This window comes from Sunxiuqinia dokdonensis (assembly GCF_001270965.1).
Lineage (GTDB): Bacteria > Bacteroidota > Bacteroidia > Bacteroidales > Prolixibacteraceae > Sunxiuqinia > Sunxiuqinia dokdonensis.
This window is the reverse complement of record NZ_LGIA01000189.1, coordinates 1-13450: the sequence shown is the minus strand read 5'-3', so window position 1 is coordinate 13450 and position 13450 is coordinate 1. Positions and strand designations below refer to the sequence as shown.

Here is a 13450-nt window from a genome sequence, read left to right as displayed (position 1 = left end):
TAGTCACATGAGAGGTGATCGAGTTCATCTCCGCCGTCGTTGACAACCAATGCGTCAGGAGCTGTCACCGTAAACGTCGCACTACATGAATCCCTGTTTCCGCAGAAGTCTTCAATGATGTATTCGTATTCGATATCCACACCTTCGCAAAGCGGATTGGTTGGCAAATCAGGAAAATCGCCAGAGATCATCGTCACGGGGTCGGTTCCCCCAGTATAGCTGAAGCCTGCTTTCCATGTTTCGTATGCCTCTGCTATCGCTTCGTTTGAAGTACAAGCCTGGATATCAGGATCGGATGGACAGCTTGCTACTGGAGGATCTGCTACGATATTCAGCTGAATCGGTGGTCCGGGAATGTCTTTCAACTGTGATTGATCAGATTCTCCTGAAGATCGCGTGCGGATAAATACTGTGCTCACGATAAAGCAGGGATTTTCATTCAACTCAAATAAAGAGCTCACATTGATTGCTCCTTCGCACCATTGGTTGACGACATAGTAGGGTAATACGAGCGTGGTGTCTTTATAGTAAGAACCATCCGCATGGTGCTGGCCTAAAGTTACTTGTTCAATCTGTCCGAAGGCAGGAAAGTGGACATAGGTTTTTTCGGTGTTTACCGAAGCCAGAATGGAGCCATAGGGATATCCGTTCATCGGATCGTCCTCGGAGGAAAGAACTTGCTGATATTCGAAGTTTCCGCCTCCAATATCAGTCCACCTATTAACAATGACATTGGCATGTGGTCCCCCTCCTGTGAATTCTACAGTAACGAGGTAATCGCCGACGGTACGCCCGTTGTCAGGACCATGAGACGTGAATCCCCCTTCAGGAAATCCATTCTTTATTGCGGTAGTATCCATGTATAGAGGTGCCTGCAGAAATTCAAAATCGATATAGCTGCTGCCGTTCACTGCGGAGCGGTCACCGGCAAAGGCACACCACAAATCATCCGAGTTTCCAGGGTAACCGTCAATACCAGTCAGCGAGGGGTCACCCCAGGTAAACAGCGCCCCTGCATTCTGGATTTCATTTTTAGGTGGCACATTCCCTTTTCCCCAGGTATATACATTGGGATTTTGGTTGATTTTTGCATCTGTTGTGAAAGTGGTGGGGTCACCAGGAGAGAGCGCATCAAAATAGACGATCACCGTATCCTTATCCACACCGGGTGTATAAGGCATGGGTGCCATGATGGTATCCAGCTGAGGAGGTGTTCGTTGGATGACATCCAAAACACCGGCTCCCGGGCCCGGATAGACCTGGCCCCAGTAAAAAATATCTCCGGAAGTGGACCAGTCCTGTAAGACACCGTTAATTATCGTATCAGCCTTTGTCCAGTTGGCATAGGCATTTCCGTCAATAGCCGTTCCGTTGGTAGGCGAAATTACCGGCGCGATTCCTTGTATGTTACCGGTTTGGGCGATGGCGATGGCGGTCATCAGCATAAAGCCCATGGTGAGGCTGGAAAAAATCAGACCAAAACGCCAACATCGGGAACAGCACGTGAGTTTGAGAGAAAAGTAGTCCTTCTTCATAAATACAAAATTTGAATCATTTATTTTTTTGTTGAAGTATCCTTGAGTCCCCGTGCTTTAAGGGTTCTTAGCCATCGCCAAGGCCTTAAGGAACGAAGGGTCTCATGCTAAGCAGCTTCCTTTTGGCCAGGAACCCGCGACAGAGATTGGCCGTTGAAATGGTCTTTTATTGAAATGCGAAAAAAAAGGTAGTGGAAATAGGCGGGCCAATCAATCAGGAATCTTCCGGATATTTTGTGTGAGAAAGGGAATGGGATGACGCGATTAACCTTTTGAAAATGGGTTATATCGGCGAATGATTTTTTTAAGTTGTTGTTTTCGGTGGCCTTTTTCTTTCTCTTGCTTGACTCCTTTGAGGATGAAACTCACATCTGCAACCACGTCGTCGCCCACCAGGGCTTCGGCGGTAATTAATATGGCCTCATCGCTAATCCATTGACTAATTCGTCCGGCGAAATGCAGGTGCTCGCCGCTAAACACAAGGCCGTGGGCTTTGATATCTGTTCGAGGGCTGATGATAGTGTCAAAGCCCGGCAGATTGTGCTTGAATAATTGGTACCCCAGTTCTCCAAAGAGCCCACCGATGAGCGCTACCGGAAGTGCCGGAAAATCCCGGAAATGACCTTCACATTCATTTTTTAATATGGTTCCAAACTCAGCTCTGGCCGTATGACCGTCAATGACGATGTTGGTCAGGTGGCGTCGTTTAATGTAGGGGCTGACTTTGTTTTGGTATGAATTTTCTTTTTTATGCCGTTCATAAACTTTCGAGAAGACTTCGCGCTCCAGGATCATGTAATCCACTTTTGCGGTATTGACCAGTTCGTTGTTTCGCCCGTAAATTTCGCCGTAAATTTTGCCTTTTCTTTTTTCGAGCTTCATGGGCTTGGCATACAGTTTTAGTTCGTCGAAACGATAGGCATCTTGTATTTCTCGTTTGATGTTTGCACGAACGGCGAGGAAATAGTGGCTATGATTATGTTGTAGAGCGTTGGCCAGGGCAATTGATCCCAAAATGGCGATGTGTCTTCCAAATTCGGCACCGGCAATGGGCCCTCCTTCGTCACTGGGCTGATACTCATTAAACACTTTAGCGGTAATTGAACCATCCTCCTCAAGTTTCAAATCTTGAAGAATACAATACGGTGATTCAACCATGATTAATTCATCCAGTTTGATGTCAGGCTGATTTTCTTTCATTTGCCGATTTTTTAAACGAATCCGAGAAATGGGCCGGTCTAATCAGGTTAGTCTATTGTCAGTAGTCATTCCTGTACGATTGGATGCAGGTTATACCCAGTGATCGGATCCGCTGCAAATAAAATTACGACAATGGAGCAGCCCTTTCAATCCGGCATTTTACGGATATATTGCGGGTGGAAAACGCTGCATGGCGGGCTTGTGGGGCATGCCAGTCAGCTTAAAATTCGATTGTGGAAGGCATACTTGACCATGTCAACGGTTGACTTCACCCTCAGCTTCGACAGGATATTTTGCTTGTGGGTTTCCACTGTTCGCGGGCTGATCGAGAGTTGATGGCCAATTTCCTTGTAGGTGAGTCCCCTGCAAAATAGTTTCAATACTGAAGTTTCCCGGTCGGTCAGGCTATGGTTCGACTGTTTCGAAGCGCGGTCTTTTCGGTTCGATTGAAGAGATTCCTGAAAGTACGACCGAACCTGGTTTCTGAAATGATCGTGCCCGGAGCAAACTTCCTTAATTGCCCGGATAAACTCCGCTGGGCTGTCGTCTTTGAAAACAAACCCTTTTACACCCAGTCGGATATAGGTATCAAAGCAGTCGGCATATTCTTCGCCAACAATTAACAGTAGCGGAATGTGGGGAAATTTTCGTGCTATTTTCCGGAGTGGTTTAATGCCGGCATTTACACAGTGAATAATGTCGAATACGATGATCGTCGGATAAGTATCCTGAATCAGGTGCAAGAGGTGATCGATACTCGTTGCTTCTCCAGTAACTTCAATGGTGTTGGATGCACCAAGAATGGTTTTCATTCCTGATGAGAAAAGCGGATAGCTTTCGAAGATAACAACTCTACAGTTTGATTCCATTTTGTCGGTAAATTACAGCCCATGAAATTTTAAACTTAAAAAGACAATGGATGACGAAAGGTCTTCGGGCAGTGGCTTATTCGATTGGGTTTTTTTTAATGGTGAACTAAGTTATCGAAAAATAGTCATGTGAGGCAATCGGTGAAAGAACCAAATTGATCCGTAAAAGTACGGATAGAAGTAGATGACTTGTCCGGTGATTTGGGGTTGTGCGGGGGCTCATTCTATTTCAATCAGTTGATGTTTGATGGCATATTTGATCAAGTCGGCTGTGGTGTTTAGTTTCAATTTTGATAGAATATTGTTCTTATGGCTTTCGACTGTGCGCGGACTGATATGGAGAATTTGTCCAATCTCTTTGTAGGAATGTCCATCGGCAATTAGTTTGAGCACTTCAAGCTCCCGATCACTGACTTCGATAAACTGGTGCACTTCGGGTAAGACCAACTGCGCGTGCTGAATAACCTGTGATACCATGGCCGATTCCGGAATTTCGAAATAGCGCTCACCAGCCACGATGGTTTCAATGGCTAAAATCAATTCTTCCGGGGTGTTGTTCTTCCAAATCAGTCCGCGAGCACCGTTGATAACACATTGCAAAATGGTGTATTCAATGGCGTTTACGGTAATAATAAGTAGCGGAATGTTGGGATATTCGCGGTTGAGCTTTTTCGAAATGGCAACAACAGACTTCTGCGGAAGCATCAAATCCATAACGATGATATCAGGTCTAGTTTGTTTGAGAATTTCAAACAGATCGTTTGCATTTAAAGCTTCGCCAACTACTTTAAAATTTTCATGTTTCTCTAAGAGTAATTTGAGTCCCTGCCTGAAAATATTGTAGTCATCTACAATTAATATTTTCGTTTTCACCTTTCCAAGTTAGGCATTTTTTTGTTGCAAGTCAATTGGTGTTTTTCGAACAAAAGTTGAAGGAAAAAAGCAAGAACTCACCGGGTTGTCATCGATTTTTTGAGCTGTACGGAGGAATTAAGATCGCTTAATTACCACATTTGCTTGGTAGGTAAACACGTCCGACGAGTTGTCCGGCAAAAAATGCGCCTACCAAAATCGGATAGGTATAAAAGGCAAAGCCAATATCACTATAAATCCGCAGCAAAATAACCATCGGAACCGGAATGTGAATGTAAACCCACCACATGAAGCTAAACTTTTTATGTTTTGATCGCAGGTAACCGAATGGAATGTTGATCAGGAAAACAAGGAGGGCAACGAGTACAATAGTCATCTGTAAAACTTTGGCGCAAAGCTAATCATATTAACTTAATTCCAAAGCATTAACACTTTTGATTTTTCAAACTGCTTGCTTTTGCACTTGGGACAGATGGCAAATTTCACCCGGTGAATATTGGTATGTTTAAGCCGTGCGCGGCAGTTGGCACATTTAAACTGGGTTTGATGAAGCCGTTGTTCGCCGTTCCAAACGGTGACCACCAGCTTGTCCGAGAGTTGAAGACAAGTCTGGCAGCGGTAAATTTTGTATTCTGTTTTCACTTGAAGTTGGTGGTGGGTTTTCGCCAGCGATGTAATCTTCTCCCGGGTTTTGTAATGGAGCTTGATTTGGGTTGAATTCAGGACCGATTCAACCGTTTGATCGTGCTCCATAAAACGCCAGCCTTCGTAAAGTTGTTGGCTGTGTTTGCACCTTCGGCAGTTAAACAAGTAGGAGTGTGCCATGGAATGACAATTTTGTTTCAGGAAGTAAGTTACAAAATGTATTGGTTCTGTGCCTTGTAATACAGTAACTTAATAGCTGTTGTTGGACATTGACTTAACACCAGGTTTACATGAGAAAGGCCTAAGCATCAGGTGTGAAAAATAAATCTATCTTTGCAGCTCAATTTTTTGCATCGGTGGCATAGGGGTGTATTGAAAAGTAAATTTTATTGTCATCAGTGCGTATTGGGCGCGACGAACGTGTTGTTCTTCGCTTAAATAAATACAATGATGACATTTGAACAGACGGGTATCAAACCCGAACTGCTCAGCGCCATTTCAGAAATGGGCTTTGAGCAACCGACTCCTATTCAGGAGAAAACAATTCCACATCTTTTAAACAACAAGAACGACTTGATTGCCCTGGCGCAAACGGGAACAGGGAAAACAGCGGCTTTTGGCTTGCCAATTTTGCACAACTGCGATGTCAATAAAAAAGATATCCAATCGCTGATTTTGTGTCCCACGCGTGAATTGTGCCTGCAAATCAGCCGCGACCTCGATGCTTTTTCAAAGAACCTGAAAGGTTTTAAGAATATTGCCGTTTATGGTGGTGCCGATATTGGCAAGCAAATTCGCGAACTGCGGAGTGGCGGCCAGGTCGTGGTTGGCACTCCGGGACGGGTCCATGACCTGATTCGACGCAAAGTATTAAATGTAAGCCAGATTCGCTGGATGGTGCTTGACGAGGCGGATGAGATGCTCAACATGGGTTTCAAAGAAGAGCTGGATGCTATTTTGGCGGAGACTCCGGCCATTAAACAAACTTTGTTGTTTTCGGCGACGATGCCGCGCGAAATTGCCAATCTGACCAAGAAATACCTGCACTCGCCCGAAGAAATTTCGGTGGGGCGTAAGAATGAAGGTGCCGCCAATGTGGAGCACCATTATTATGTGGTTCAGGCCAAAGATAAATACGCTACGCTGAAGCGGGTGGCTGATAACTATCCGAACTGCTATGCGATTGTATTTTGCCGTACACGCATGGAAACCCGCGATGTCGCTGAAAAGCTGATGGAAGACGGGTACAATGCCGATGCGTTACATGGTGATTTATCGCAGGCCCAGCGCGATTATGTGATGAACCGTTTCCGTACCGGGCAGTTGCAAATGTTGGTGGCCACCGACGTGGCAGCCCGCGGACTTGATGTGAACAACCTCAGCCACGTAATTAACTATAGCTTGCCGGATGATCCGGAGGCCTACATTCACCGGAGTGGACGAACCGGGCGGGCTGGAAAAAGCGGAATCTCAGTTTCGATTTTGCACATGCGCGAAACCGGTAAATTGCGTCACATCGAAAAGCTTTCAAACAAAAGGTTTGAGCGCAAGGATGTGCCTGGTGGCGAAGAAATTTGCGAAGTGCAGCTGATGCATTTGGTTGAAAAAGTGGCTCAAGTTGAAGTAAATGATTCGAAAATCGATCCGTACATGCCAGCCATTATGGAGAAATTTGCCGGACTGAGCAGCGAGGAAATCTTGAAGCGATTTGTGTCGGCCGAATTCAACCGCTTTTTAGCCTATTACAAAAATGCGCCTGACCTGAATGTACGCGGAGGAAACGAACGAAAAACCTTTGAAAAACGCGGTGGACGCGGAAATGACCGGGGCGATCGGGGAGGCGATTATGGCAATGAAAACATGAGCTTCAGCCGTTTGTTTATCAACGCGGGTAAAAAGCAAAACCTAAACGCTTCGCGACTTTTGGGCTTAATTAATGAGCACTCAAAAAGAAAGAATGTTGAAATCGGCAAAATCGATATTCAGCGTAAATTTTCCTTCTTCGAAATCGACAGTCGTTTTGAAAAAGATTTGATTCAATCGATGAACAGCTCTTCGCTTGACGGGCACGCGCTGGAGGTTGACCGGGTGACCGGCGAGGAACGCGTATCGGTTCCGAAAATCAAAAAGAAGAAAAAAGCGGCCATGGACCAACCACGGGCCAAGCGCAAGCGGACAAAAAAATAAACAAAAAGCGGTGTGAATGAGTCTTCACACCGCTTTCTTTTTATACTGTTTCTACTTCCGGATCAGAAGTTATCAGGTAACGTTTTGATTGGCGTGAGTTCTGCTTTGCGGATGAGCAACTCCGAGCCTTCTGATTGGATTTGAATTTTTCCTTTGCTAAGTGGTTGAACCTGTCCGTCAATCAGCATGCCCGTGTTTTCGCATTCCATCACTTTCACGCCATTGACCACGTGAATGGCTTTTTGGCCGACACAGTAGAGGTCAACCACATTCCATTCACCGATCGCTTTTTCCTGGTTCGAGCTTTTGCGGGCAATTTTGCCGCCATTTTGGTTTTCGCCAAATGAAAGCAGTTCACCATCGGCAGCATAAACCGGATTGTCACCTTCTTTTCGAACGGGTATTTCGGCATACGAGTCACCCATCATGTAAGCGTCGCCGAGGTTTTCGTGCATCAACTGTAGCTCGATGGAGCTCATCCAGGTGCCCAGCCCAATGCCAAACGGACCAAAGCTGTGGTACAGCAGTCCGCTGTTGCGGTTGGTGTAAACATCTTCGCCATGCTTAAATTCCAGGCGTAAGTGGTAATTTCCGTATTCTTTTTTGGTGGCAATCGAGGCGTTCACATCGCCGGAGATGCGCAACAGTTTTTCGCCATCCTGCTCTACAATCGAGAAAATGGATTCGGCGGTGGCTGCTTCTTTCAGGTCGTCGAAACCGGTTAAGGCGGTTCCAATGGAAATCTCCCAATTGGACAAATCGGTGCCATTAAACAGGGCTTCTGTTTTTTGTTGGCAGGATGACAGGCCGAGGGTTGCGGCCAAAATCAGGATCAGTGTGAGCTTACGGGTCATAATTTTTGGGATTAATTGGTAAAAAAAAACTGCCTCATCTTAAATAAGGCAGTTTCAAAAATAATACTTTAAGCGAATTAATGAACTTGCTCCGCGATAAGTTGCTGAGCGCGTTCCAATATTTTTGTGTCATCAATTAAAACTACGCCACCATTTGGCCCTGGTTCAATATGCAGCCCTACGGATTTTCCACGGTCATAATTTGCGCCTCCAAAATAATTCCTGACGGTTTCAACTTCAATGTCAAACTCTTGCGCGATTTGGCGAATTGAACCATCAGGTAAGCTGTCTTTAATTTTACGCAATTCATTAAATGTGATTTTCTTATCCATGGCAGTAAAATTTTATGGGTTATTAACTAGATTCTTTTAAAATTCCCTTAAAGTTAAAATTAATAATCTAATAATATAGGGATATGAATTGAGTCACAATCAGGACTCAGCGAATTTGTCGGATTTTAACTTCGACGAAACTTTTTTTGGTGATGAGATGCATTGATTGAAGCGGTCTTTGAGTCGCTGCCTACGCTATTTTATTGCTTTGATGTTAAAGAACATTTTAACAATTTTTAGCATTTCTCGGCCGATAAACAGGCTTGAGGTATGGCTGCCGGAGGTGGGTGTTTTTCGACGCAGGTCTTATTTTAAACTGTCGTAAATGGCTTGGTGCATAGCCGGCCGGATATTCAGCTTGAAAAGTTTGGGATTTTCGCGGGTAGGATAAACCCGGTTGGAAAAGAAAATAAACAAAAGCTGGTTTTTGGGGTCCACCCAAGTAAATGTGCCGGTGTAGCCGCTGTGTCCAAAACTTTCGGGGCTGGCATCTACGGCCGGATAGGCTTCATCGAGCTTGTTTTTGTGGTTGTCGATAAAAGGCTTGTCAAATCCCAAACCACGGCGATTTTGATTTTTTGGGTATTGAATGCGGGTAAATTCGCGAATACTGGCCGAATCAAGCAACTGTTCGCCGCCGTAATAGCCAAACTGCAAATACATCTGCATAATTTTGGCCAAATCATTGGCCGATCCGAACAAGCCGGCATTGCCTGAAACACCGCCCAGCATGGACGCACCTTCGTCATGCACAAACCCCTGAAGTAACTCTTTTCTGAACACATTGTCCTGTTCAGTAGGCACAATGTCTTCGCGCGGAAAGTGCTTGTAGGCATTGTAGGTAATCGTGTTGGCTCCCAGCGGCGCATAAATCGAATCTCGAAGGTAGGCTTCGTAGTCGTTTCCGGTCAGGTCTTCAATAATTCGCGGAAAGATGTGAAAGCCCAAATCGGAGTAGGTGTACTTACGGTGGGGGAGTAATCTGGAATCGCGAATCTCCTGGTAAATGTGTTCAATGTAGTGTTCGTTTAGGTACAACGAGGATGCAATGCGCCGGTTAAAGCTGGCAATAGGATGGTCTCTGAAAACCGAGGACTTTAACTGTCCGTTTTTTAGTAAGGCATTTTTATAGAAGGGGATCCAGGAAGTTAGTCCGCCTTGGTGGGCCAACACTTCACGAACCGTTATTTTCTCTTTGTCGGTGTTTCTGAAGTCGGGCCAGTAAAATGAAAAAGGCAAATCAAGGTTAAACTTTTTTTCACCATGAAGTTTGATTAAGGCCGGAAGTGGCCCCGTAATTTTGGTGAGCGACGCCCAGTCGTATATGGCGGACTGATCGACTGCTCTTTTTTTGTCGTAGGTAAAATAGCCATAGCTTTTATAAAAAATGACCTGTCCGTCCTTGGCCACTAAAACCTGGCATCCGGGATACGCTTTTTCCTTGAGCCCCAGTTCGGCAATGCTGTCAATTTTTGAATTCAGTTTGAAGGACGAAAGGCCTACTTCCTCGGGAATGGAATATTTGAGTCGCCCGATTTTGGGAAGCGTGATTCCCTGGTTCAGGAAGAAAGTATCGTTCACATTGACAGGCAGCCGGCCATCGACCCGAATGGCACCAAAAATGGCTTGAGCCGCCAGTTCCTGTGTCATTTGATTTTCCTGGTAAGTGACCAAAAGTCCAGCGGCTTTTTCTACGTCTGGCAAGAAGTTGAGGGCATACGGATTGCCAAACAACACCACAATTTGGGGTTTGCTGGCCAACGCCTGAAGAACTTCATTGATGACCGGTGTCAGCCCATAGTTTCCGCTTACGTTCAGGCGCATGTCGTGAATACCACTAATCAGCAGGTTGTAATCATTCAGCTCAAGCATCAGCTTTTGAATGGCTTCTTTGGATGCGTTTTTGGGAAGATGATAGACATCAACCGTCGTGTACCGGCTCAACATTTTCTGAAAAGGCGTTTCGTGATCGGCACCGATGGAAAGCGCTGCAATTTTCAGGGTGTCCAGCCGCTTAAGCGGGAGCAGTTTTCCTTCGTTTTTCAACAGGGTCAGCGATTGCTCGTGCAGCAAACGTTTGGTCAGCTCGTACCCGGCTTGTTGATAATCAGCCTCCAGACCTTCGGGAGAGGCCGGCGTGTAACGATCCAGTTGGAGCCACTTTTTCAGGGCCAGAATTTTCCGGCATTTTTGTTCCAGCTGTTCTTCCGTTAGCTGGCCGTTTTTCAAGGCCGCTTTTACAGCCGCAATTCTGACCGGCAGGTTAGGCACAATTTCCAGCATGTCGTTTCCGGCTTGCAAGGCTCTGACGGTCGCTTCGCCATCAGAAAACTGCTTGCTGACACCATGCATGTTCATGGCATCAGAAATAACCAGACCGTTGAAGCCCAGATCGTCAATGAGTTTATTTTGAATCATGTTGGTTGAAAGCGAAGCCGGAAGGTCGGACTCCGGATCGTAGGCTTCCACATGCAAGTGGGCCGTCATCACACCGCCAATTCCTTGCCCGATCAGGTGTTTGAAGGGATACATCTCCACATGGTCCAGCCGATCGAAATCGTGCCGAATAACGGGCAGCCCCAGGTGTGAGTCCGTTTCCGTATCGCCGTGTCCGGGAAAATGCTTGGCCACCGCAAGTATGCCGGCATCCTGCAATCCCTTGGCGTACATCCAGCTTTTGTGGGCCACCTTTTCCGGCTCTTCGCCAAACGACCGGTAATTGATGACCGGGTTGGCCGGATTGCTGTTTACATCGGCTACCGGCGCGTAGTTCACATGAACACCAATGCGTTTCAGTTGGCTTCCCACTTCGTAGCCCATTTGGTAAATCAGGCTGTCTTTCTGTATGGCACCCAGCGCCATCTGCACCGGGTACTTGGGTGCACTGGTCAGGCGAAAGCCCGGGCCCCATTCCGCATCCATGGTCACCAGCAGCGGAATTTGGCTTTGTGCCTGCAGCTGGTTAGTGATGGCCAGCTGATTGGCGGGTGTTCCTTGCATAAAGATCAATCCACCGATGTGGTATCGCGAAATTTTTTCAAAAATAGCATGTCCTGCAGGTAGCTTTTCCTTTGAATAAACCTGGGCAATAAACAGCTGCCCAACTTTTTGGTCCAGCGTCATGTGTGTTAGCGTGGAGTCCACCCACGGGTCATCCAGATATTTTAAAAATTCCGGTTGGTTTTGCGTTTTGCCTGGCAGCACGAAAAGGCACAAAACCACCGAAAACAGTAGTCGGTTCAGGATTTTCATAGTTCCAATTTTTGCAAAGGCAAAACTAACAAAGATTGATTAATGCGAAAAGTTAGCCATGCATTAACCGATGTTTTCTTACCTTCGTGATCAATAGAACGACCAATTGTTATGCGTATTGTACTGATCTTTTTTATCCTGTTTTCCGGTCAGGTTTTGGCACAGGAAATTCAGCCGGCTGCTGAACGCACGGATTTGTATTTGCCCTTGTTGCAAGGAAAGAAAATCGGCTTGGTGGTGAACCACACTTCCATGGTTGGGCAAGAACATTTACTCGACTTCCTGCTGCAACATGAACTTGCTGTGGAGCGGGTGTTTAGTCCCGAACACGGATTTCGGGGTGATGCCGATGCCGGCGAACAGGTAGCCGATGAGCGGGACCCGAAAACCGGCATTCGGGTGGTTTCTCTCTACGGGGATAACAAGAAACCTCAAGCGGCTGATGTGGCTGACCTGGATGTGCTGATCTTCGATATCCAGGATGTTGGTGTTCGGTTTTACACCTACATCAGCACCATGCACTATGTGATGGAGGCCTGTGCCGAAAACGATAAACCTTTGCTGGTGTTTGACCGGCCAAATCCAAACGGCGATTATGTGGCCGGGCCGGTGTTGAAACCCGGGTTTCAGTCCTTTGTCGGCATGCATCCCATTCCGGTGGTGCATGGCTGTACGGTGGGCGAGCTGGCACAAATGATTAATGGTGAGGGCTGGCTGAAGGATCAAATTCAATGTGAATTGACGGTGATCCCCGCAGGAAGTTACACGCACGACAGGGCGTATTCGTTGCCGGTAAAACCGTCGCCTAACTTACCCAATGATCGTTCAATCCGGCTTTATCCGTCGCTGTGTTTTTTCGAAGCCACCAGCGCCAGCATTGGCCGGGGAACCTATTTCCCTTTTCAGGTGATTGGTTATCCGGATCCACGGTTTGGCGATTTTCAGTTTAGGCCGGAAAGTATTGAGGGCATGTCGAAAAACCCGGAGCAACAGGGAGAGGTCTGCTATGGGGTTGACCTTCGGACACCCACCTGCCATGAGCAGTTTACTCTATCCTACTTCCTCGATTTTTACAAGCAATTTGAGCATGAAGCCGATTTTCTGACCCGGGAGCGCTGGTTTAATCTGCTGGCCGGAACCGATGCGCTGCTTCAGGATATTCGTGCCGGGAGAAGCCTCGAAGAGATTGAAGCGGGCTGGCAGGATGAGCTCCAGGCTTACCAATCCATTCGCAAAAAATATTTGTTGTACCCCGACTTTAACTGATTGGTATGAATTCGTTTCTTGCTCTGGGAATTGTTGTTGCCTATTTCGCCTTGTTAATGTTGGTCTCCTGGCTGACTTCGAGAAATTCCGACAGCTTCACCTTTTTTAATGCCAACCGGTCGTCGCCCTGGTATTTGGTAGCCTATGGCATGCTGGGCGCTACCTTGTCGGGCGTGACGTTTATTTCGGTTCCCGCCGAAGTGGGGAATTCCGCCTTCTCGTATTTGCAGTTTGTTTTTGGCAACCTCGTGGGCTACTGGCTGGTGGCTTTTCTTTTGTTGCCTTTCTATTACCGCCTGAAGTTGATTTCCATTTACTCGTTTTTGGAGGAACGCATGGGAATCTTCAGTCATCGAACGGCTTCATTTTTTTTCCTGATTTCGAAATTGATTGGAGCCGCTTTTCGGTTGTACTTGGTGGCCGTTGTGTTGCAGTAT

At 46.5% G+C, this 13450-nt stretch carries 11 protein-coding genes and 1 pseudogene; 3 read left to right on the top strand and 9 right to left on the bottom strand.

Annotated features, from left to right (window positions below; genetic code table 11):
• The 6 genes from NC99_RS17340 to NC99_RS17315 all read right to left on the bottom strand — a co-directional run.
• The coding region (locus NC99_RS17340) for a hypothetical protein (RefSeq protein WP_157625019.1) at positions 1–1535 on the bottom strand (1535 nt) is incomplete at its 3' end.
• A gap of 264 nt (positions 1536–1799) precedes the next feature.
• The gene (locus NC99_RS17335) at positions 1800–2735 is read right to left on the bottom strand and encodes a hypothetical protein (protein WP_053186689.1); all 936 of its coding nucleotides are present in this window, start codon (positions 2733–2735) and stop codon (positions 1800–1802) included.
• A gap of 215 nt (positions 2736–2950) precedes the next feature.
• Positions 2951–3604 (bottom strand): response regulator transcription factor, encoded by a 654-nt coding sequence (locus NC99_RS17330; RefSeq protein ID WP_082326551.1) that lies wholly within the window; start codon positions 3602–3604, stop codon positions 2951–2953.
• A gap of 219 nt (positions 3605–3823) precedes the next feature.
• Complete coding sequence (locus tag NC99_RS17325; RefSeq protein WP_053186683.1) at positions 3824–4477, bottom strand: response regulator transcription factor; 654 nt, start codon at positions 4475–4477, stop codon at positions 3824–3826.
• A gap of 127 nt (positions 4478–4604) precedes the next feature.
• Positions 4605–4853: a hypothetical protein gene (locus NC99_RS17320; protein ID WP_053186680.1), complete on the bottom strand. Its 249-nt coding sequence runs from the start codon at positions 4851–4853 to the stop codon at positions 4605–4607.
• Between the two features lie 35 nt (positions 4854–4888).
• Entirely contained in the window at positions 4889–5302 is a 414-nt protein-coding gene (locus tag NC99_RS17315) for a hypothetical protein (protein WP_053186678.1), read from the bottom strand.
• A 267-nt stretch (positions 5303–5569) separates the two neighbouring features.
• Here NC99_RS17315 and NC99_RS17310 point away from each other — a divergent pair, with 267 nt between their 5' ends.
• The gene (locus tag NC99_RS17310) at positions 5570–7309 is read left to right on the top strand and encodes a DEAD/DEAH box helicase (RefSeq protein WP_053186674.1); all 1740 of its coding nucleotides are present in this window, start codon (positions 5570–5572) and stop codon (positions 7307–7309) included.
• A 62-nt stretch (positions 7310–7371) separates the two neighbouring features.
• Here NC99_RS17310 and NC99_RS17305 read toward each other — a convergent pair whose 3' ends face one another.
• The 3 genes from NC99_RS17305 to NC99_RS17295 form a co-directional block, all read right to left on the bottom strand.
• Entirely contained in the window at positions 7372–8163 is a 792-nt protein-coding gene (locus tag NC99_RS17305) for a 3-keto-disaccharide hydrolase (protein WP_053186671.1), read from the bottom strand.
• A gap of 77 nt (positions 8164–8240) precedes the next feature.
• Positions 8241–8495 carry a DNA-binding protein gene (locus tag NC99_RS17300; RefSeq protein WP_053186667.1) on the bottom strand — a complete coding sequence of 85 codons (255 nt, stop codon included), beginning with the start codon at positions 8493–8495 and terminating at the stop codon, positions 8241–8243.
• Positions 8496–8801: 306 nt separating this feature from the next.
• A complete protein-coding gene (locus tag NC99_RS17295; RefSeq protein WP_053186664.1) occupies positions 8802–11747 on the bottom strand; it encodes a glycoside hydrolase family 3 N-terminal domain-containing protein in 2946 nt (981 codons plus the stop codon).
• Positions 11748–11858: 111 nt separating this feature from the next.
• On the opposite strand from NC99_RS17295, the gene NC99_RS17290 reads away from it, so the two are divergent.
• Positions 11859–13013, top strand: a complete 1155-nt coding sequence (locus NC99_RS17290; RefSeq protein WP_053186661.1) for an exo-beta-N-acetylmuramidase NamZ family protein — start codon at positions 11859–11861, stop codon at positions 13011–13013.
• A gap of 5 nt (positions 13014–13018) precedes the next feature.
• A pseudogene (locus tag NC99_RS17285) lies at positions 13019–13450 on the top strand (sodium:solute symporter); the annotation flags it as partial.